We start from the raw sequence: 20,574 nt of genomic DNA, 5'->3' as shown, positions 1-20,574 counted from the left end.
AAAAACAGAATTAGAAATCCAGCCGTCTATCTATCCAAATTATCGCAACACTACTCAATAGGGGGTAGTGAGCCCATCCCCGCCAGAGAGTACCCTATGGCAGCCCGACCCTGTCGGGCTGAGCGTGCTTGCTGTTCTACCAATGAGAAAATAACAACATGAGTGTCTACTACACCCTCTGCTTCCTGGCGGCACTGGCGATCTTCATTGCGTTCGCCAACCAGTACGTCATCAGGATCCAGACCACCATCGCTATCACCGCCGGCTCCATGCTGATCTCGGCCCTGATGGTCCTGTTCGGTAAGCTGGACTGGTTCAACATGGGCCCCCTGGCCGTCGAGACCATGGAGAGCATCGACTTCCAGAACTTCCTGCTCAAGGGGATCCTGGGCTTCCTGCTGTTCGCCGGGGGCATCGGCATCAAACTGCCCGCCCTGAAGGACCAGAAGTGGGAGATCGCCATCATGGCCATCTTCTCCACCCTGCTCTCCACCTTCCTGATCGGCTACGGCTTCTGGTTTATCGCCGGCCTGCTGGGCTGGGAGATCCCCCTGGTCTACTGCATGCTGTTCGGTGCCCTGATCTCCCCCACCGACCCTATCGCCGTGCTGGCCATCGTCAAGAAGCTCCAGGCCCCGCCCCAGATCGCCATCCAGATCGAGGGGGAGTCCCTGTTTAACGACGGCGTCGGCCTGGTCATCTTCGCCACCGTGTTCGCCGTGGCGTTTGGCGGCGTCGAGCCCTCCTTCGGTGGCGTGGCCAGCCTGTTCCTGCACGAGGCCCTCGGTGGCATCCTGTTCGGGGTGGTGCTGGGCCTGGTGGCCCACATCATGATCAGTGCCACCGATGACGGCTCGCTCGAGCTGCTGCTGACCCTGTGCATCCCGACCGCCGGCTTCGCCCTGGCCAACATGCTCGGCGTCTCCGGCGCCCTGGCCATGGTGGTCACCGGCATCATGATCGGCAACTGGACCCGTCACTCGGGCTTCTCCGAGCAGAGCCAGCATCACCTGGATCACTTCTGGGAGCTGATGGACCAGTTCCTCAACGCCCTGCTGTTCCTGCTGATCGGCCTGGCCCTGGTGCTGCTGGATCTGGCCTGGCGTGACTGGATCCTGCTGGTCATCTCGGTGCCCCTGTGTCTGGCGGCCCGCTTCATCAGCGTCTCGCTGCCCTATGTGGCGTTTCGCAAGTTCCGCAGCTACAACAAGTTCTCGGTGCGGATCCTCACCTGGGGCGGCCTGCGCGGCGGTCTGGCCATGGCCATGGCCCTGGCGCTCCCCTCCGGCCAGATGATGCTGCCCGAGTACGGCGTCGATCTGCGCGAGGTGATCCTCATCATGACCTACGCCGTGGTGATGTTCTCCATCGTGGTGCAGGGGATGACCATCACCCCCATGATAGAGCGCGCCAAACGGGCGGCCGGGGACTATTGATCCCCCCACAACGACAAGAGGCGGCCCGATGGCCGCCTCTTCGTTTTGTGCCTCCCCTCAGGGGCGCAGTATCTCGCTCCAGGGAAGTCCCTCATCTCCCAGGGTGATGAAGTCGGGATTTTCGAGGGAGTCGCGCCGGTTGTAGCTTAAGGGGAGCAGGCCGAGGCTTAAGATGGCGCCCCCCGCCTCGCTGACGATGCACTGGGCGGCAGCGGTGTCCCACTCCCCGGTGGGGCCGAGGCGCACATAACAGTCGGCCACCCCTTCGGCCACCAGGCAGGACTTGAGGGCGCTCGACCCCAGCGGTAACCGCTCGTAGTCAAACTCGGGGCTGAGGCGGCGAGTCAGGGACTCGGGGGCCTGGCGCCGGCTCACCGCCACCGTCAGGGTCGCCGGGGGCACCAGATGATGGCGGGCATGGATGGGACGACTCAACCCCTGCGCCTCCTTGAAGGCCCCCTCCCCCTGGGCCGCCCAGTAGAGGGTGTCCGACTCGGGCGCGTAGACGATGCCAAGCACTGGCTGGTGATGGCGCACCAACGCGATCAGGGTGGCAAAGTCACCGCTGCCGGCGATGAACTCGCCGGTGCCGTCGAGGGGATCCACCAGCCAGTACTCGGGCCACTCGGCACGCTCGGCCAGCGGGATATCGGCCGCCTCTTCGGTCAGCACCGGCACCCCGGGGGTGAGGGCCGAGAGCGCCTGCTTGAGGTAGGCATCGGCCGCCAGATCGGCGCTGGTGACCGGGGTATCGTCCTCCTTGAGGTGGCGCTCGAACTGACCACCGCGGTAGATCTCGCTCAAGATCCGCCCGGCCTCGCGAGCGATGCGGCACGCCTCGGGGGCCACCGCCAGCAGATCGATCATGACTCCTCCTTCAACCATTTCTGCGCCAGCAGCAGGGCGCTGATACTGCGCGACTCGGTGAAGTCGGAGCGCGCCAACAGGGTATCGATATCGTGCAAGGGCCAGGGGATCACCTCGAGGGGCTCGGGTTCGTCCCCCTCCCGCTGCTCCGGGTAGAGCTCCCGGGCCAGCAGAATGTCCATCCGGCTCGAGAAGTATCCGGGGGCGAGCGACACCTGCTTGAGGGGGATGAGCTCGCGGGCGCCGAAGCCCGCCTCTTCCATCAGCTCGCGGTTGCCCGCCTCGAAGATGTCTTCACCGGGATCGATCAGCCCCTTGGGAAAGCCCAGCTCATAGCTGTGGGTACCGGCGGCGTACTCGCGCACCAGCAGCAGGGTCTGGTCGTCCAGCATGGGTACCACCATGACGGCGCCACGGCCGCCGCCGCGCATCCGCTCGTAGACGCGCTCCTCCCCGTTGGAGAACTTGAGGTGCAAGGATTCGACCTTGAACAGGCGGCTTTCGGCCACCAGCTCGGCCTTGAGGATCTCGGGTTTCTCTTTTGCGTGGTCCATGGTGATCACTGGGCTGGGCTCATGCCTCAAGAGTAAACGACTCCCCGCCTCGCGGCTATCCACAAAAGGGGGAGCGCCACCGAAGCTCCCTGCTATACTGCCCGCCCACTCAAGGAGAGCACCATGCCCATCACCCTGCCCTGGCGCGATATCGACACCGTCCTGCTCGACATGGACGGCACCCTCATCGATCTCCATTTCGACAGCCACCTGTGGCAGACCCTGGTGCCGGAGCGCTACGCCGCCCGCCACGCCCTGGCGCAGGATGAGGCCAAGCGCCGCATCGATGCCCACTATGAGGCGGTGGCCGGCACCCTCAAGTGGTACTGCGTGGACTACTGGAGCGACACCCTGGAGCTCGACATCCGGGCCCTCAAGCAGGAGATCCTCGACAAGATCCGGTGGCGCCCCAACGTCATCCCCTTCCTCGATGCCCTCAAGGCCGCCGGCAAACAGCGGATCCTGTTCACCAACGCCCACCCGGCCAGCCTGGAGGTGAAGCTGCTCAGGCTCGAACTCGACGCCCATCTGGACAGTATCGTCACCACCCATCACCTGGGCTGGTCCAAGGAGAGCCAGCGCTGCTGGCAGGCGCTCACTCGCTGCATCCCCTTCGATCCGGCGCGCACCCTCTTCATCGACGACAGCGAGCGGATCCTCGATGCCTCGGCCGAGTTCGGCATCGCCCATCAGCTGGGGATAGCCCGCCCGGACAGCCAGCAGCCCCCCCTCTGCTTCAGCCGCTTCCCGGCGCTCGATGACTACGCCGATCTCTTGCCCCTCGGCGTCTGACACGCTCAAGGCCCTCCTCGCGAGGGCCTTGTCATATCAGGTCAGCAGCCAGTAGCCGGCGACGCCCATCATCAGCAGGGAGGAGACCCGCCCCAGCAGATCCCCGCGCCCCTGCCCTTGCAGCAGCTGGTTTGCCCGCTGCCCGCCGTAGGCATAGAGCAGCAAGTTGACGCACTCGATCAGGATGACCAGGGCGACGAACAGCAGGGTCTGCAACTCGGTCGAGAGGGCCGGGCTGATGAAGGGCGGCAGCAGGGTCATCATGAAGAGCCAGGACTTGGGGTTGGAGATGGCGACGGTAAAGCCGCGCAGCACCAGTCCAGGGCGGCCGCTGTCCTCCTGACGGGTCGCCCCCGCCTGCCCGCCGCCGCGCCAGCTCGCCACCCCCATCCAGAGCAGATAGAGGGCGCCGAGGTATTTGAACCCCTGCATCAGGGCCGGCTGCTCGGCCAGAACCCGGGTGTAGCCGAGCAAGGCGGTGAGGGCAATCAGCCCCACCCCGACCAGCTCGCCAGCGATGACCCACAAGGTGCGGCGCAGCCCCAGGCTGGCGCCAAAGCTCATGGCCAGCATCATGCAAAGGCCGGGTGAGACCGAGATGAGAAAGAAGGTCGGGATAAACATCAAAAGCAGGGTCCACTCGCTCATCATGTCCCCCTCAGGCCGCATCGCACGGGGCAAGCACCCCCATGCCGGCCAGGTAGTCGAGGGCGCTTGGGGTGAAGCCAAGCGCTGCGAGGTGCGCCGCCGTGAAGGGGGCGCGCCGCAGGGGCAGGCCGCGGCTCACCCGTTCCATCCAGTCCGGATTGCCGATGGCCGCCGTGCCCACCGCCACCAGATCGGCGCCGCCAGCCAGGGCCAGCTCGGCCGAGGCGGCGTCATGGATCTTGCCCGCCACCATGAGGGGCACCCGTCCGGCCAGCCCGACCCGCACCGCCTCCAGCAGGGCGCCGCCATCGGGATCCCCCGCCACCGCCTTGAAGCTGTCCCCCATGGAGAAGTGCAGGTAGTCGATCCCCTCGTCCGCCAGCAGGCGCGCCACCGCCAGCTGATGGGGCAGCGCTATGCCCTGGATATGGGCATAGCTCTCGGGGGAGAGACGCACCCCGATCAGAAAGCTCCGGGGCAGGCGGGCGCGAATGCCGCGCACTATCTCCACCAGGATCCGCGCCCGGTTGGCGATGCTGCCGCCCCAGCGGTCGGTGCGCCGGTTGTGCAGGGGGTTGAGGAAGTTGCAGAGCAGGAAGTGGTGGGCTGCGTGCAGCTCGACCCCGTGCAGGCCGGCGCCATGGGCCCGCTCGGCGGCGCCCACGAAGGCCTCGATCAGCGTAAGAATCCCCTCCTCGCTCAGCCCCTTGACCCCGAGGGGGTAGCGCCCGCCCGGTGCCAGCGCGCACGGGCCGACCGGCGCCCCGTCGTTCAGTTCGGGCAGGGCCCGCATCCCGCCGTGATGCAGTTGCACCACCGCCAGTGCCCCGGCCTGCCGCGCACTGTCGGCCAGGGCCGTGAAGGCCTGCTGCTGAGTGTCGGTCATCAGGGCCGGCTGTCCGGCCCAGCAGCGTCCACCAGGCTGCACCTGGGTGGCGGCGGCGATGAGCAGACCGAAGCCGCCCCGGGCGCAGCGCGCCAACCAGTCGAGCTCGGCCTGAGCGGGATCGCCGCCTGCACCGCTCATGTTGTGGGTCAAAGGGGCCAGCACGGCCCGGTTCTTGAGCCGTAATCCGGCCCGCTCGAAGTGGAAGCTGTCGCCAAGTGACTTGTTCATCGCCCTCTCCCGGGATCGCAATGGAATGGCCGCCACTATAAACCGGGACAATCAGGATATAATCAGGCACACAAGCAAGGCATTCATTCCCAGTAAGACACAATAGGTCACCCCTCATGCGTCACCACAAGCTCGACACCCTCTACCTGATGCGCCTGCTGGTCGCCATCGTCCGCTGCGGATCCTTCGCCGCCGCCGCGGCCCAGCTCGGCATCACACCGAGCAAGGCCTCCAAGGATCTGCGCCACCTGGAGCAGAGCCTCGGCAACACGCTCCTGAGCCGCACCACCCGCCGGGTGCAGCTGACCGACGCGGGGGAGCTCACCTACCGCCAGGCCGACCAGATGATCGCCCTGCACGAGCAACTGCTGGACGGCCTGCAGCGCCGCCGCTCGGCCCTGTGCGGGGAGCTGCGCATCACGGCGCCGGATCTGTGGGGCGAGGTGGTGCTGACCCCGGTGCTGCTGCGCTTTCGCGCCAACCACCCCGAGGTGCGGATCATCGCCGACTTCAGCAATACCCCGGCCGACCTGCTGCGCGACAACCTGCACGTGGCGTTTCGCAGCACCGAGCTTGGCAGCCAGCCCTATCTGGCGCGCCCCATCGGGGTGGACGATCTGGTGCTCTGCGCCAGCGCCGACTACCTGGACCGCCACCCGCCCTTGAGCGAGCCGCAGGATCTGCAGCAGCACTCCCTCATCACCCGCAGCCGGGATTACGGCCGCCACGAGCGCTGGACCCTGCTTGCCCAGGGGCGCGAGATCCCGCTGGAAGTGGCGGGCGAGCTGGCCTTCAGCAGCAAGAAGGCAATCCACCAGGCGATGCGCCAGGGGCTGGGAATCGCCCGCTTGCCGCGCTACCTGGTGGCGGCCGAGCTGGCCGAGGGGGTGGTGCGCGAGGTGCTGCCCGACTACCGTCCCAAGGGGGCCCATTTCTGCGCCCTCTACACCCAGCGCCGGGCCGAGTCGGCCCTGGTCGGCCACTTCCTCGACTACGTCATCGAGGCGCTCACCCCCTCATGAGCGGATCACCAGGTGGTACTGCTTCTTGCCCCGGCGCAGCAGCAGGTAGCGGCCAAACAGCCAGTCGCCGTCGGCCATTGGCCCATCCTGGCGGATAACGCCGTTGAGACTGACCGCCCCCGCCGCCAGCAGCTCGCGGGCGATGCGCCTGGAGTTCGCCAGCCCGCACGCCACCAACAGGGTCACCAGATCCGTTTCCCCCTCGATGGGGCTGCTCGGCAGACCATCCTGGGCCAGCTGGGCCAAATCGCTCTCACCAAGGCGCGCCACGTCGCCGCTGAACAAGAGCTCGCTGATACGCCGCGCCGCCGCCAGCGCCCCCTTGCCGTGGACCAGTTCGGTCAGCTCGTCGGCCAGCACCTGCTGGGCCTGCTTGCGCCCCTGCCGCTTGGCATCCTCCGCCTCCAGCTCTGCAATGGCGGAGAGCGGCATAAAGCTGTAGTAGCGCAGGAAGCGGTAGACATCCTCGTCCGCAGTGCCGAGCCAGAACTGGTAGAAGGCGTAAGGGGAGGTGAGCGCCGGATCGAGCCAGATTGCGCCCCCCTCGGTCTTGCCGAACTTGGTGCCGTCGGCCTTGGTGATGAGCGGCAGCGTCATGCCGTACACCTGGGCCTGATGGAGGCGCCGGGTGAGATCCATGCCGCTGGTGATGTTGCCCCACTGGTCGTTGCCGCCGATCTGCAGGGTGCAGCCGAGGCGCTGGTTGAGCACGGCGAAGTCCTGGGATTGCAGCAGGGCGTAGGAGAACTCGGTGAACGAGATGCCCTGATCCGGGCGGGCGAGGCGCTGGCGCACCGATTCCCGCGCCAGCATGGCATTGACCGAGAAGTGCTTGCCGATGCCCCGCAGAAAATCGAGGGCCGACATCTGCCCTATCCAGTCGGCGTTGTTGACCAGCAGCGGGGCGGTAAGCCCGTCGCTCGCCGGCAGCAGGGCGCTTATCTGGGCCGACAGGCTGGCCACCCAACCCTGCACGGTGTCGGCACTGTTGAGGGTTCGTTCGGTTGCCTTGAAGCTGGGATCGCCGATAAGGCCGGTGGCCCCGCCCACCAGGGCCACCGGGGTGTGGCCGGCGAGCTGGAAGCGGCGCAGCATCAGGAGCGGCACCAGATGGCCGATGTGCAGGCTGCCGGCGGTGGGATCGAAGCCGCAATAGACGGTGCGCTGGGTAGTGAGGTGTGAGGCGAGGGCCTCGGGATCGCTCTGCTGGGCAATGAGCCCGCGCGCCATCAGATCGTCGAGCAGGGAAGAAGCGGTCATGGGGTCTCCAGATAGCGGGGAAAAGGCCACATCCTCACCGCTTTGGCCCGCGCCGAATATGTCCCCCAGGGGACAGTTTGGGGATCCGGTGCTAGCATGGGGCCACCTATCCGAACCCACTGCTCGCCATGTCTACCCCCCTCAGCGATGCCCTGACCCACGCCGTCGCGGCGCTGCACCAGCCCGGCTTTCCCGCCGCCCTGGTGGCCCTGCTGCGCCAGTGGGCCGCCTTCGACTGCGCCCTGGTGCTGGGTCACGACCGCCGCCCCCTCTACCTCTACGACACCCTGCCCGATCGCCGTGAGCTGCTGTTCGAGCGCTACCTCACCGGGGCCCACCGCCAGGATCCCTTCCTGCTCGCCCTGCAACAGGGGCTGGAGGCGGGAGTCTGGACCCTGGCCGAGGTGTCGCGCCGCGCCGGGCTCGAGCCCGACTATGTGCGCGCCTTCTACCGGGCCACCGGCTGGCGCGAGGAGCTGGGGCTGCACCTGCCCCTGCGGCCCGGCTTCGCCCTGGTGATCTTCCTCGGTCGCCTCGGCAAGGGGCGGCCGGTGAGCGCGGCCGAGCTGGCCCGGCTGCGCCAGCACTTCCCCCTGGTGCACGCCCTCTGTCGCCAGCACTGGGGCCAGATGAGCGATCCCCTGCCCGCCGCCCCGCCGGGGCGCGAGGATCTGGCGCGGATCCGGGAGATCATCACCACCACGCTGCCTCGTCTGGGTGGCCCCCACCTGACCCGTCGCGAGCGGGAGGTGGCCACCCTGATCCTGCACGGCCTCGACACCGAGACCATAGCCCTGCGCCTCGCCATCGCCCCGGGCACGGTCAAGAACCACCGCAAGCACCTCTACGCCAAGCTGGGGCTCGCCTCCCGCGCCGATCTCTTCACCCTGTTTCTCGGCCAGCTGGTCGCCCAATGAGAAGACCCGCCGGATGGCGGGTCTCTCGTCTTGGCTCAGGCGCCTAGAAGTAGCCCTGCTCGCGCAGGGGGTAGCGCCCCTGACTGTCGGGCTGGCCGAGGAAGGGGAGTCCCTGGCGCATCTGCTCGGGCAGCTCGGATCCCGGCTTGAGGAAGCCCTGGAACAGGAACTGGCGCCCCGCCATCAGCTCCACCTTGCCGGTGAGCGACACCTGTTCGGAGGATTGGCGCAGCTCGGCCACCAGCTTGCCCTGCTGGCACAGCAGCTTGGCGGAGGGATCCGCCAGATCCAGCTTGCCGGCCGGGGTGTCGGCGCGGGCGCCGACCCAATCCAGGGTCCCGTAGAGGCTCTCGCACCAGGGCTGGCCCTGGGCGAACTCGTCCACCTTGAGCTGCAGCTGACCCGCCACCTCGAGGGGGAAGGGCAGGCGCAGGGGCAAGCGGGAGAGGAGCCAGGGGGCCGGCATGTTGAGCACCAGATCCCGGGCCGTGATGCGGCTCTGCTGCCACCCCACCAGCGCCTCGCCGTTGAGACCACCGCGCTGGCCGAAGCGCAAAGCCACCCGGGGAGAGAGGGTCAGCAACGAGCCGACCTCGAGATCCCAGCTCAGGTTGCTAAACGACTCGGAGGCGACCTGCAGCCGGGCGGCCTGCCCCTGCCAGAGGGTGCCGCTCACCCCCTCCAGGCTCACCATGGGTGGCAGGGGGGCGTAGCGCACCACCAGATCCGCCGGCAGACGGGCGATGAGGAAGCCAAGGTAGGCGACGAGGAAGAGCAAGGCGATCAGGATGCGCTGTTTCATACGGGACGGCTCAACTGCAGACGACGAATCTTCACCATGCCGGGGGGCAGGTTCTCACGGGCGATCTCGATCACCTTGATCTGCACCCCGTAACGGTCGGTGAGATCGGCCATCCAGAGCATCAGGGTGTCGAAGGGAATGGTGTCGATCCACACCTGCAACTCCTGACCCTGGGGCTGCAGCCGGGCGATGGTGATCTTGTGATTGAAGGCGGTGCGGTTGACCACCCCCTCCAGGGTGCCTGAGGTGTCGATCTGGCCGCCGCTGTTGCCCCGCATGGCCAGCACCAGCTCCCCCTTCTCCTTGAGCCAGGCCAGGGTCCGCTGCTGGGCGGCCACCTGGCGCTCCCGCTCGGCGACCCGATCCGCCAGGGGCTGCCACAGTCCCCAATAGAAGAGACCCACCACCAGCATGGCGCCGGCCGCTCCCACCATCTTCTGTTCGCGGGGGGTGATGCCCCCCCACCAGGCGCGCAGTGGCTCCATCATCCCTTGCTCCTCAGAATCAGCATGCCTTCAACCTTGCCCTCTTCGCTACGCAGCTCCCCCTGTTGCACGGCAAACCCCTTGCCCGCCAGCTCGCGGAAGCGCTCAACCTCGGCAAAGCCGGGAGCCGTCACCTGCAGACGCAGCTCACGGCGATCCGCGTCGAAGCGGATCACCTGGGGCTTGAGCCCCTGCACCTGGGCGAAGACGGGAGCCAACTCGGTCATCCAGAGCAGCAAGCCACCCCGGTTATCCTGCCCCAGCACCCGCAGGTGCTGCTCCATCTGGCCACGCACGTTCACGATGCGGGTCTCGCCCGGGAAGATGCGGGTATAGACCTGACGGATCTCGGCCTTGAGGGCCTTGTCGCTGGCGTCGAGACGATAGAGGTCGAGGCCCCGGTTCCCCAGCACCATCAGCAGCAGCACGGCGGCGGCGATGGCCACCTTGCGCCAGGGGCGCCAGTGCTTGAACAGATCACTCCGGGGCTTGAAGTCGCCCTGCAGCAGGTTGACCCGGCTGGTCAGGGCGCCGCGCGCCAGCAACAACATGGGGAGCTCGGGATCGGCAGCCTGCCACTGGCCGCTCACCCCGGCCGGCAGGGCGGTGTGGGCATGGATGGGGGGATGTTCCCCGTCCAGTAGCAGGGGCAGCAGGGCTGCCTCCGCCACCATTCCCTGACACTCACCCTGACGCAGCAGCCACTCGTCGCCGAGCTGCAGGGCGGCCCACCCCTCGGCGGGGAGCGGCAGGGCCAGCACATCCGGCAACAGCTTGCGGCTGGTGAGATCTGCCTCGCCGAGCCAGGCGAGCCAGCTCTGCATCTGCTCCCGATCGAGCGCCGCCAGATCCACCTGGTTGCCGTCGTGACCCAGCACGGCGATGTGCAGCGACTCCACATCCGAGGCGACCTGCTCCTCGAGCAGGTAGGGCAGCGCCTTGTGGGATTGCCGCCCATAACGGCCGGGCAGGGTCACCCGGCGCAGGATCAGGCTGCTACCCGGTACCAGCACCACCACGGGGCGGCCACCGGCACGCTCCTTCAATTCGCCGAGGGCTTGGGCCGAGGGGAGGATGCCAGAGGCGATGATCTCCCCCTGCTCCACCGACCAGACCAGCCAATGCACCGGCTGCTCCCGACTCGTCCCGAGTCGGACGACCAGACTCTCGCTCACCTTATCATCCTCACTTGAGCGTCTCGCCGCTCTCCTGGAGCCGGCGGACCACCTTGAATTTGTTGTCTTTTTCTCGCTGGAACTCGCTGACGAGGAAGGCGCGGTTCTCCCCCACCTCCGCCACCAGACGGGCCGAGAAGCGTTCACTCTTCACCACCACAGAGCCACGAGCCTTCTGATCCCAGGTCGGCACCAGCTTGAGAAATTCCTCGCTGCTCTTCCAGCCGTTGCGGGGGCGCTCGGCCAGGATCCGCTTCGCCTCATCGGCGGGGACCTTGTTCAGACTCAGGGCCGTCAGCAGTGCCCCCTGATCGGCCGGTATGGTGTTGACGTTGACCTTGAGATCCCCGTCCGGCCGCACACAGAGATAAGGGGCCAGCTTGCGGTAGAGCTCGGGGGTGACATCGCGTACCGCTCGCAGCTCACTCAAGGAAGCCATCCTCTGGTTGGCCGGCAGATAGGGGGGATTGAGCCCCTCGTAGTAGGCATCCTCGGCCCCGTAACTGGAGACCAGCACGGTATCCTTGTCGATCCAGTCGCGCAGGGCATCGCTCAACTGGGCCGCGTCGTACTCCTCCATGCCCAGCTCGGCCAACAGGATCCGCAATGTGCGGACAGCCAGCGGCTGGTTCAGGGGATCGTCCGGATTGCCCGCCGGCTTGTCGTCGGGCTTGCTGCCATCCGGGTTGTTTCCCCCCGGATTGGTGCCACCGGTCGTGCTATCCAGGCTGTTGAGATTGAAACAACCGTAGAGATCGCGCACCTCGCCCTTGAGCTTGCCGTCCGGCACCGGGAAGACGGTCTCCTTGCGGGCCCAATACTGGCCCAGGTGGGTGACGTTGGCACTGTCCTTGGCATCCTGTGCCAGGGCCTTGGCCACCAGGGCCTCGGCCGAGAGGGCGTACCACCAGGCCTGCTTGCCGGCGACCTGATTGGCGGTGCGGCGCAGCTCTATCTGCAGCCGGCCACTCATGTTGGCCGCCACTATCACCATGACCGCCAGGATCAGCAGTACCACCAGCAGGGCCATGCCCCGCTCGCCCTTACGGGGTCCCATTTTCTATCCTCTGGCCGCCGGCCCCGATCAGGAACTGACGACGGATGAGGCCGTAGTCTTCCAGCTCCAGCTCCACGGCGATACCTTCGGGCAGGGTGTCGCGCCGGCTCCACTCGTCACCCCAGCGCCCCTGGTTGAAAAACTGCAGGCGAAACGCCGTCACCCCGCCCAGCATCTCGCGAACCTTGGGCTCGGCGCCGATCACCGGATCCGGGTAGAGGAAGGTGAGGCGCTCGAGCTTGCCCCCCTTGAGACGCCAGCCGACCCGCTGCAACTCGGAGCGGGGGAACATGGCATCGGGGTTGAGCCAGCCGCCGCGAATGAAGGCGATGCCCCAATCCTCGCTCTCCTGCCCGAAGCGGGAGGCGGCGATGGCCACCTTGTTGGCCTCCCCCTCGATGCGGCCGCTGCGCGGCAGCATCTGGGTGAGATCCCGCTCCATCGCGCCCATGGCCAGTTGCAGCTCGGCCAGCCTCGCCTCCTTGCCCTTGGCGGTCTCGTCGCTCGCCAACACCCCCTGCAGCACCTGATAGGCGCCGAGGCTCAGGGTGGCGAAGATGGCGATGGCCACCAGCATCTCGAGCAGGGTAAAGCCCCTCTGGGTCTCTGTGCTCATCGGTTGATATAGGTCCGCAGCAGGGTGATGGGGTTTTCCCCCTTGGGGGTGTCGCGCACCTCCACCTCGACCAGGCGCAGGCTGGCGTCCTGGGTCGCCTGACCCCGGTAGCGCCAATACCACTTCTGGCCGGCCAGCTCACTCTCCCCCTCGACCCAGCTGTCGCCGGGCCACTTCTTCTCGAGTCGGAGCTGCACCAGCTGGTTGTCGGCCACCCAGGTCGCCAGGGTCTTCTCCTGCAGCCAGGAGAGGCCGGAGAGGTGCTCGCTGGCGCTCTTCATCACAGAGAGTCCCGCCACGGCGAAGACCGCCAACGCCACCATCACCTCGAGCAGGGTCATGCCACGGGCCTTCACTCCTCCTCCTCCTGCCGGGTGATGCGACCAAACTCATCCCCCTGATAACGGCGCAGGAAGCGCTCCCCATCCTGATCCAGGGTCAGGGTCAGGGTGAAGGGGGTCAGCTCGCTGCCGGGAAAGAGCAGCACTTGGGGGGTACGCGCCTTCTCCTCACGGCTCTGCTCGGCCTTCTCGTCGCGCCCGCTCTGCCAGGAGAAGCCCTCCACCTCGAGGGCGAGGCTCATCCCTTCGGGCAATTCATGACGGGAGAGCAGCTTGTCTCCCTCGATGGCCTGCCACTTGCGATCCTGACCGCTGCGCACCATGAACTGCCACGCCCGATCCTCGACCCGCAAGCCCAGCAGACGCCCCTCCATGATGGCCTGCTCCTGGGCCTGCTGCAGGGCGGCCCGCAGGCGGGCACTCTGGTTCTCCAGCTCACGATCCCCCTTGACGCTGCCCATGCTGAGGGTCACCGCCATGGCCACCAGCCCCATCAGCATGGCGACCAGCAGCACCTCGAGCAGGGTGAAACCCGCCTGCCGATCTCCCCTCACGGGAGGAGTGCCATCGGCGGGAAGAGGCAGGGCAAGATCACGGGCGGGAGGCAGCACTTACTGGAAGTCCTTCAGGTTCCAGTTGCCGATGTCATCTTCGGTGCCGGCTTCTCCATCCAGTCCCATGGAGAAGATGTCGATCTTGCCGTTCTGGCCCGGGCTCAGCAGCTGGTAGGGGTTGCCCCAGGGGTCTTGCGGCAGGCGCTTGATGTAACCCCCGTCACGGTAGCTGCGCGGCTCCGGCTCGATGGTCGGCTTGGTGACCAGGGCTTCCAGGCCCTGCTCCGTGGTCGGGTAGCGGTTGTTGTCGAGCTTGTACATGTCGAGGGCATTTTCCAGCGCGACTATGTCGGAGACCGCCTTCTGCTGATCCGCCTTCTCCTTGTTACCCATCAGGTTGGGCACCACCAGGCTGGCGAGGATCCCGAGGATCACGATGACCACCATGACTTCCAGCAGGGTGAAACCCCGTTGACGACGTTTTTGCATGACTGACTCCCTAACGAAATGAGATGGCATGAACCATCAACGATGAATTGTTAAACCGCGATCGCTCGATGACGCCTGTCGGCGAATCGGACCTACGGGCTCGATTAAGTCTGCAGGTTCGAATAGCGAAGCGTATTTGGACACCCTCACCTACAGATTCACCATGTTGTTGAGCTCGAGGATCGGCTGCAGGATCGACATGACGATAAAGAGCACCACCCCCGCCATGGAGACCACCAGCATGGGCTCGAACACCCCGAGGGCGATGTTGACCTGGGTTTCGAACTCCCGATCCTGGTTGTCGGCGGCCCGCTCGAGCATGCTGTCGAGCTCGCCGCTGCGCTCCCCCGAGGCGATCATGTGCAGCATCATGGGGGGGAAGATCCGGGTCTCTTCGAGGGAGGCCCGCAGGCTGGTCCCCTCGCGCACCCGCTCGGTCGCCTCCAGGATGCGGGTCCGGGCGAAGTCGTTGGAGAGCACCTCACCGGCGATGCGCATCCCCTCCAGCAGCGGCACGGCGCTGGCGTTGAGGATGCTCAGGGTGCGGGCGAAGCGCGCCGTGTTGAGACCGCGGCTGACCCGGCCTATCACCGGCAGGCGCAGCAGCACGCCGTGCCAGCGGCGACGCCGGGCGGCATCCTTGAGCCACCAGCGCCACCCCATGCCACCGAGCATGATGGCGAGCAGAAACCAGAGGCCATAGTGCTGCAGCAGCTCGCTGGCCCCGATGAGAAAGCGGGTGGTGCCGGGCAGTTGCTGGCCCATGTGTTCAAATTGGGCCACCACCTTGGGCACCACGGCGGTGAGCAGAATGGAGATGACGCCGATGGCCACACAGGTGAGGACGATGGGATAGATCATCGCCTGCAGCAGCTTGGTGCGCATGTGCTGGCGCTGCTCCGTGTAGTCGGCCAGACGGTTGAGCACCTTCTCCAGATGACCGGAGCGCTCCCCCGCCGCCACCATGGAGCGAAACAGCTGATCGAAGACGTGGGGGAAGGTGGCGAGCGAGTCGGCCAGCGAGTAACCCTCGACCACCCGACTGCGCACCGTCGCCACCATGCTGCGCAGGTGGGCCTTCTCGCACTGCTGGGCCACGGCCTTGAGCGCCTCTTCGATGGGCATGGCCGCCGCCACCAGGGTCGCCAGCTGGCGGGTGATGAGGGCCAGCTCGGAGGTCGAGGCACCGCGGCGAAACAGCACGAAGCGGGTCGCCTCACGCTTGGCCTTCTCGGTGGTCTCGCTCACCTCGAGGGGAGTGAGCCCCTGCTCACGCAGCTGCTGGCGCACCTGGCGGGCGGAGTCTCCCTCCAGCACGCCGCTCTTGTTACGTCCCCTGGCATCGAGGGCCTTGTACTCGAACGCTGCCATCTTAATCTTCCCGGGTCACGCGCAGCACCTCTTCCAGGCTGGTCTGCCCGGTCAGCACCTTGTCGATGCCATCCCGGCGGATGCTGGGAGTGTGGTGACGAATGAGGCGCTCGATGGCCAGCTCACCGCTGGCGTTGTGGATCGCCTCGCGCACCGGCTCGTCGATCACCACCAGTTCGTGGATGCCGGTCCGGCCGCGATAACCGGTGTGGTTGCACAGCTCGCAGCCGACGGCGCGCCAGACGGTCTCCCCCTCGTCGTCGCGCAGCCCCATCAGCTCCCGCTCGTGGGCTGTGATGGGGTGGGACTCCCGACAGTCGGGGCAGAGGGTACGCACCAGGCGCTGGGCCAGCACCGCCAACAAGGATGAGGAGAGCAGGAAGGGCTCGATCCCCATGTCGCGCATCCGGGTGATGGCGCCGATGGCGGTGTTGGTGTGCAGAGTCGACATCACCAGGTGACCGGTCAGGGAGGCCTGCACGGCGATCTGGGCAGTCTCAAGGTCACGGATTTCCCCCACCATCACCACGTCCGGATCCTGACGCAGGATGGCGCGCAGGCCGCGGGCGAAGGTCATGTCGACCTTGGTGTTGACCTGGGTCTGACCGACCCCCTCGAGGTCATATTCGATAGGGTCTTCCACGGTCAGGATGTTGCGATCCCGGGAGTTGATCTCCGAGAGCGCCGCATAGAGGGTGGTCGACTTGCCCGAGCCGGTCGGACCGGTCACCAGTATGATGCCGTGGGGCTTTCTGATGAGCTCGCTGATGATGTTGCGGTTGCGCAGGGTCATGCCGAGCTGGGCCAGCTCGAGGCGGATGGTGTTCTTGTCGAGCAGACGCAACACCACCCGCTCGCCATAGCTCGACGGCATGGTGGAGACCCGCACGTCGACGGCGCGACCGCCGATGCGCAATGAGATGCGGCCATCCTGGGGGACCCGCTTCTCGGCGATGTCCATGCGCGACATTACCTTGATACGCGACACCAGCAAGGAGGCCAGCTTGCGATGGGGGCGCAGGATCTCCCGCAGCACCCCATCGATGCGAAAACGGATCACCAGGGAGCGCTCGAAGGTCTCGATGTGAATGTCCGATGCCTCTTCCTTGATCGCCTCGCTCAGCATGGCGTTGATGAGGCGGATGATGGGGGCATCGTCGTCGGCATCGAGCAGGTCTTCGCTCTGGGGCAGCTCTTCGGCCAGGGCGAAGAAGTCCATCTCGTTACCGATATCCTCCATCAGCTGACGCGCCTCGGAGGAGTCGCGCTGATAGTGGGCCATCAGCTGCTCCTCAAACGCCTCGGCATCGAGCTGCTCCACCTGGAAGGGGCGGCCGGCCACCCGGCGCACCTCAAGCAGGCTCAGGGGGGAGATGCCGGCACGACACACCAGCCAGGGCGCCCCCTCCCGCTCGGTCAGGATGGCGCCATTCTGGCGGGCGAAGGCGAAGGGAAGCTCCGGCAGCGGGGCCGGTGCCTCGGCGTCGTCGAGCTGATACGCCATCACTGGTTACCCTGCAGGAAGGTACGCGCCCCACTGGCGGTGTTCTGCTGTTGGCGCTGCATCTGCTCTATCTGCTGACGCATCTCGGGGGAGACGGTCACATCCTGGCCATACTCGGGCAGCACCTGACGGGCCGGCGAGGTGAGGTAGCCCTCCTGGGCCGCATTCTCCAGCTGCTGGGCGCGGAACAGGGTGTACTTGTTGCTGGAGATGCCGGAGTAGACGTTGGCATCGCGCAAAATGGTCGGGCGGATAAAGACCATCAGGTTACGCTTGCTCACCGTGTTGGAGGTGGAGCGGAACAGGTAGCCCAGCACGGGAATATCGCCGAGGATGGGGACCTTGGAGACCTGCTCCTTGGTCTGGTCATCCATCAGGCCCCCCAGCACCACGGTCTCGCCGCTCTTGACCAGCACCGCGTTCTTCACGGTACGGGTGTCGAAGGTGGGGCCCAGATTGGCGGTGCCCGAGGCCTGGGCCTGCGCCACGCTGGAGACCTCCTGCTCGATGTTGAGCAGCACCGAGTCCCCCTCGTTGATCTGGGGGGTCACCACCAGCTTGGTACCCACCGTCTTGCGCTCTATGGTGTTGAAGATGTTGTCACCCGAGGTAGAGCTCTGGGAGCCGGTCTGCACCGGCACCTCCTGACCCACGTTGAACGACGCCTCCTTGTTGTCCATAGTGACGATACTCGGAGTCGAGAGGATGTCGTTCTTGGTGTTGGAGGAGAGGGCCGTCACCAGCATGGCCCAGTCCCCGTGATAGAAGCCGGCGGCCATGCCGTTGAACTCTTTCATCAAGCCGCTGAGCCCGGTGGTGGTGCCATTCTTGTCGTAATCCTTGCCGGCGGCGATCACCTGGCCGAGAGGCAAGCCAGTGTTGGTGAACTGGGTGCCACCACCGTTGGCATTACCCCACTGCACCCCGAGGTTGAGGCCGTCCCCATCCTGCATCTCGACGATAATGGCCTCGACCAGCACCTGGGCACGGCGGATGTCGAGCTTGGTGATCACCTGCTCGAGCTCGGCCATGACGTCCGGCTGAGCCGTGATGACCAGGGAGTTGGAGGCCTCGTCGGCGGAGATGGCCAGCTTGCCACCGCCTATGCTGGCCCCGCCACCGGTCGCGGCGGCGCCCCCTCCCTTCTTCTCGGCCTCGATGCTGGAGCTGACGCCCTTGAGCACGTCCACCATCTCCTTGGCCTTGGCATACTTGAGGTAGAAGACCCGGGTATTACCCTGGGTTTGCAGATCCTGATCCAGCTGACGCACCATGCGGATGATCCGCTCCCGGGCCTGGGGCTCGCCGGTCACCACCACGGAGTTGGTGCGCTCGTCTGCCACCACCTTGGGGGTGAGCAGGGCAGAGGCACCGGCCCCTCCCTGGGCACTGGCATCCTTGTTGAGGGTGGTGACCAGACGCACCATCTCACCGGCCGAGGCGTACTTCAGTTTGATGATGTCCACCTCCTGGTTGCCCGCCTTGTCGACCCGGCGCACCACCTCCACCAGGCGGTTCACCACGGCGGCACGGCCGGTGATGAGCAGCACATTGGAGGGATCGTAATGGACCACGTTGCCGCCGCCTGCGTTGTCGTTGAGCTGGCGCAGCAGAGGGGCCAGTTCACGCACCGAGACGTTGCGCACCGGCACCACCCGGGTCACCATCTCGTCACCCATCCCCGGATTGGTGCCATCCACCACAGGAATGGCCGAGGTCTTGGCATCGCGAGAACGCACCACCTTGAGCACACCGTTATCCATGGGCACCACGGCGAAGCCATAGACATCGAGCACACTCAGGAAGAACTGGTAGTACTGCTGTTCATTGAGCAGGTCATAGCTGCGGACGTTGATCTTGCCGCGCACCGAGGGCTCTATGATGATGGTCTTGTTGAGATTTCTGCCGACCGTGTTGATGAACTCTTCAATATCCGCATTCTTGAAGCTGGCGGAGAACTCTGCCGCCCATGCCTGACCGGCCATCAGCAGCGCAGCGGCCACAGAGGCAATTCGTAGCGCCTTGTTTTTAATAATCATTTATTGGTGTAACTCCAGATCATCATTCCGACAGTCCGACGAAAACGTCGTAGAGCTGACCTTCCCGCTCCACGGTGACCGTCATCTCGGTGGCTCCTGCCAACTGCTGCATGGCCTGCATGGCCTGCGCCGTGTCCTTCAAGTCCAGTCCATTGATACTCACCGCCATGTCGTTGGCCTGCAGCCCGAGCCGGTTGAACAGCTCGGGATCACGGCCCGGATTGAGGCGGTAACCGGCCATGCGACCATCCACCCGCACCGGCTCTATGGTGACGTAATCGGTCAATTTACCGGGATTCTGTAACAGCTCTTCGCGCACCCCACCCAGGGTGTTGTCCGCATGGGCGGTGGGCAGCGGCTTGCCATACTCTTCGCCATCGAGCATCAGGGTCTCGTCCCGCCCCTGGTGCTCTATGATGACGCGATCAGGATAGACCTGGCGGATCTTGGCCTGGGTACCGTCGATGATATCGCCGACCCCGTAACTATTCTGTACCCCGCCATTGGCGATGATGGCAATCGATTTGGCGGGATCGCTGCTGGCCAGCACACCGGTGAGCTGGACGTTGAGGCGGGTCTGGGGGGCGTCGGCGGCGATGGCACGATCCTGACCAGCCTCCTCGGTGGGAGCGGCCTTGCCAAAGAGGGCGAGACGGGTGATGGCACCGAGATCGCTCTCCCCCTGACGGGATGAGCCCGAGAGCCCCTGGCCGGCAGGTTGCCAGACGGCCGCCTGGTACGGCTGTATCATGCCGGTAAGGCGCCAGGTGAGGATGGCCAGTTGCTGGGCGATCAGCAGCAGCAACAGCAGAAACAGGGGCTGGCAACTGCGGCGCCAGGGCAGGCGCGACAACCACTCCCATCCCTTCTGGAGCCAGTCTTCCCTGAGCAGGTCATTCATGGTTTTATCAATAATATCTAGGATGTACCGGGCTGGTCATTGTGTACGGCCTTGGTCGGCGATACAACCGCCAGACCGGGGTCTCGTTCGAAAAAAGGGGGAGGATCACACTCGCCGCCTCTCTCCCTTGCGTTCAACCCGGCCGCCCCACTCTGGTATAATAAGGCATCATTTTTCACCGTCAGGACATCCCATGTCGTTGCAACAGGAGAAATCCGAAGCCGTCCGGCTCGACAAGTGGCTCTGGGCCGCTCGTTTCTACAAGGCGCGCAGCACGGCCCGGGAGATGATCGAAGGTGGCAAGGTGCATTACAACGGGCAGCGCAGCAAGCCGGGCAAGGTGGTCGAAGTCGGCGCCCTGATCCGCTTCTGGCAGGGGCAGGACGAGCGGGAAGTCGAAGTGATCGCCATCTCGGCCCAACGCCGTGGCGCCCCCGAGGCCCAGCTCCTCTACCGGGAGACAGAGGCGAGCGTGAAACGCCGCCACGATAACGCCGAGGCGCGCAAGCTCGGCAGCCAGTTTGCCCCCAGCCCCGAGCGTCGCCCCGACAAGCAGGAGCGTCGCCTGCTGATCCGGGCCAAGCAGTTCTGATCCCTTTTTATTGTCGCAGGCCCATGGCTTGCGCC

Annotated in this window: 22 protein-coding genes; 5 read left to right on the top strand and 17 right to left on the bottom strand. The window is 65.9% G+C overall.

All coding sequences use genetic code 11. The features are described 5' to 3' along the window. Positions 1 to 158 precede the first annotated feature (158 nt). The gene (locus tag BN1133_RS13220; protein ID WP_050666978.1) at positions 159 to 1,436 is read left to right on the top strand and encodes a cation:proton antiporter; all 1,278 of its coding nucleotides are present in this window, start codon (positions 159 to 161) and stop codon (positions 1,434 to 1,436) included. A 57-nt stretch (positions 1,437 to 1,493) separates the two neighbouring features. Here the strand turns inward: BN1133_RS13220 and cysQ are convergent, their stop codons facing one another. Both cysQ and nudE read right to left on the bottom strand, forming a co-directional pair. Then, complete coding sequence (gene cysQ / locus BN1133_RS13215) at positions 1,494 to 2,303, bottom strand: 3'(2'),5'-bisphosphate nucleotidase CysQ (RefSeq protein WP_050666977.1); 810 nt, start codon at positions 2,301 to 2,303, stop codon at positions 1,494 to 1,496. Continuing rightward, a complete protein-coding gene (gene nudE, locus BN1133_RS13210; protein ID WP_050666987.1) occupies positions 2,300 to 2,857 on the bottom strand; it encodes an ADP compounds hydrolase NudE in 558 nt (185 codons plus the stop codon). Before nudE ends, cysQ begins: the two co-directional genes overlap by 4 nt. 123 nt (positions 2,858 to 2,980) lie before the next feature. Between nudE and yrfG the strand changes: the two genes are divergently transcribed. Next, on the top strand, positions 2,981 to 3,649 hold the full coding sequence (gene yrfG / locus BN1133_RS13205; RefSeq protein WP_050666976.1) for a GMP/IMP nucleotidase: 669 nt from the start codon (positions 2,981 to 2,983) through the stop codon (positions 3,647 to 3,649). 36 nt (positions 3,650 to 3,685) lie between these two features. Here the strand turns inward: yrfG and BN1133_RS13200 are convergent, their stop codons facing one another. Then, positions 3,686 to 4,297, bottom strand: a complete 612-nt coding sequence (locus BN1133_RS13200) for a LysE family translocator (RefSeq protein WP_050666986.1) — start codon at positions 4,295 to 4,297, stop codon at positions 3,686 to 3,688. A gap of 10 nt (positions 4,298 to 4,307) precedes the next feature. After that, positions 4,308 to 5,414 carry an NADH:flavin oxidoreductase gene (locus BN1133_RS13195; RefSeq protein ID WP_050666975.1) on the bottom strand — a complete coding sequence of 369 codons (1,107 nt, stop codon included), beginning with the start codon at positions 5,412 to 5,414 and terminating at the stop codon, positions 4,308 to 4,310. A gap of 116 nt (positions 5,415 to 5,530) precedes the next feature. Between BN1133_RS13195 and BN1133_RS13190 the strand changes: the two genes are divergently transcribed. Beyond that, positions 5,531 to 6,436 (top strand): LysR family transcriptional regulator, encoded by a 906-nt coding sequence (locus BN1133_RS13190; RefSeq protein ID WP_050666974.1) that lies wholly within the window; start codon positions 5,531 to 5,533, stop codon positions 6,434 to 6,436. Here BN1133_RS13190 and tyrS read toward each other — a convergent pair. Then, a complete protein-coding gene (gene tyrS, locus BN1133_RS13185) occupies positions 6,431 to 7,696 on the bottom strand; it encodes a tyrosine--tRNA ligase (RefSeq protein WP_050666973.1) in 1,266 nt (421 codons plus the stop codon). The two genes, BN1133_RS13190 and tyrS, sit on opposite strands and share 6 nt — an antisense overlap. Before the next feature lie 128 nt (positions 7,697 to 7,824). Between tyrS and BN1133_RS13180 the strand changes: the two genes are divergently transcribed. Then, complete coding sequence (locus BN1133_RS13180) at positions 7,825 to 8,613, top strand: helix-turn-helix transcriptional regulator (RefSeq protein ID WP_050666972.1); 789 nt, start codon at positions 7,825 to 7,827, stop codon at positions 8,611 to 8,613. A gap of 43 nt (positions 8,614 to 8,656) precedes the next feature. Here BN1133_RS13180 and BN1133_RS13175 read toward each other — a convergent pair whose 3' ends face one another. The 12 genes from BN1133_RS13175 to exeC form a co-directional block, all read right to left on the bottom strand. Further along, a complete protein-coding gene (locus BN1133_RS13175; RefSeq protein WP_050666971.1) occupies positions 8,657 to 9,415 on the bottom strand; it encodes a type II secretion system protein N in 759 nt (252 codons plus the stop codon). Next, the gene (gene exeM / locus BN1133_RS13170; RefSeq protein ID WP_050666970.1) at positions 9,412 to 9,903 is read right to left on the bottom strand and encodes a GspM family type II secretion system protein ExeM; all 492 of its coding nucleotides are present in this window, start codon (positions 9,901 to 9,903) and stop codon (positions 9,412 to 9,414) included. Before exeM ends, BN1133_RS13175 begins: the two co-directional genes overlap by 4 nt. Beyond that, positions 9,900 to 11,075 carry a GspL family type II secretion system protein ExeL gene (gene exeL / locus BN1133_RS13165; protein ID WP_050666969.1) on the bottom strand — a complete coding sequence of 392 codons (1,176 nt, stop codon included), beginning with the start codon at positions 11,073 to 11,075 and terminating at the stop codon, positions 9,900 to 9,902. Before exeL ends, exeM begins: the two co-directional genes overlap by 4 nt. 10 nt (positions 11,076 to 11,085) lie before the next feature. Beyond that, the gene (gene gspK / locus BN1133_RS13160) at positions 11,086 to 12,132 is read right to left on the bottom strand and encodes a type II secretion system minor pseudopilin GspK (protein WP_144431430.1); all 1,047 of its coding nucleotides are present in this window, start codon (positions 12,130 to 12,132) and stop codon (positions 11,086 to 11,088) included. Continuing rightward, entirely contained in the window at positions 12,119 to 12,748 is a 630-nt protein-coding gene (exeJ, locus tag BN1133_RS13155; protein ID WP_050666968.1) for a GspJ family T2SS minor pseudopilin variant ExeJ, read from the bottom strand. The genes gspK and exeJ overlap by 14 nt, the downstream gene beginning before the upstream one ends. Continuing rightward, positions 12,745 to 13,104, bottom strand: coding sequence for a type II secretion system minor pseudopilin GspI (gspI, locus tag BN1133_RS13150; protein WP_082178010.1), 360 nt, complete (start codon positions 13,102 to 13,104; stop codon positions 12,745 to 12,747). The genes exeJ and gspI overlap by 4 nt, the downstream gene beginning before the upstream one ends. Continuing rightward, positions 13,101 to 13,643 (bottom strand): type II secretion system minor pseudopilin GspH, encoded by a 543-nt coding sequence (gene gspH, locus BN1133_RS13145; protein ID WP_050666983.1) that lies wholly within the window; start codon positions 13,641 to 13,643, stop codon positions 13,101 to 13,103. Before gspH ends, gspI begins: the two co-directional genes overlap by 4 nt. A gap of 57 nt (positions 13,644 to 13,700) precedes the next feature. After that, positions 13,701 to 14,132 carry a GspG family T2SS major pseudopilin variant ExeG gene (gene exeG, locus BN1133_RS13140; protein ID WP_050666967.1) on the bottom strand — a complete coding sequence of 144 codons (432 nt, stop codon included), beginning with the start codon at positions 14,130 to 14,132 and terminating at the stop codon, positions 13,701 to 13,703. 150 nt (positions 14,133 to 14,282) lie between these two features. Next, positions 14,283 to 15,503 carry a GspF family T2SS innner membrane protein variant ExeF gene (gene exeF / locus BN1133_RS13135; RefSeq protein ID WP_050666966.1) on the bottom strand — a complete coding sequence of 407 codons (1,221 nt, stop codon included), beginning with the start codon at positions 15,501 to 15,503 and terminating at the stop codon, positions 14,283 to 14,285. 1 nt (position 15,504) lies between these two features. Further along, entirely contained in the window at positions 15,505 to 17,010 is a 1,506-nt protein-coding gene (gene gspE, locus BN1133_RS13130; protein WP_050666965.1) for a type II secretion system ATPase GspE, read from the bottom strand. After that, positions 17,007 to 19,046, bottom strand: coding sequence for a GspD family T2SS secretin variant ExeD (gene exeD / locus BN1133_RS13125; protein ID WP_050666964.1), 2,040 nt, complete (start codon positions 19,044 to 19,046; stop codon positions 17,007 to 17,009). The genes gspE and exeD overlap by 4 nt, the downstream gene beginning before the upstream one ends. A 22-nt stretch (positions 19,047 to 19,068) precedes the next feature. Then, on the bottom strand, positions 19,069 to 19,947 hold the full coding sequence (gene exeC / locus BN1133_RS13120) for a GspC family type II secretion system variant ExeC (protein WP_050666963.1): 879 nt from the start codon (positions 19,945 to 19,947) through the stop codon (positions 19,069 to 19,071). A 193-nt stretch (positions 19,948 to 20,140) separates the two neighbouring features. Here exeC and hslR point away from each other — a divergent pair, with 193 nt between their 5' ends. Further along, a complete protein-coding gene (hslR, locus tag BN1133_RS13115) occupies positions 20,141 to 20,539 on the top strand; it encodes a ribosome-associated heat shock protein Hsp15 (RefSeq protein WP_050666962.1) in 399 nt (132 codons plus the stop codon). Positions 20,540 to 20,574 lie beyond the last annotated feature (35 nt).

The sequence above is a fragment of the Aeromonas schubertii genome, from assembly GCF_000820105.1.
Taxonomy (GTDB): Bacteria; Pseudomonadota; Gammaproteobacteria; order Enterobacterales; family Aeromonadaceae; genus Aeromonas; species Aeromonas schubertii.
Note: the sequence above shows the minus strand (reverse complement) of the source record. Positions and strands in the feature narration are given on the sequence as shown.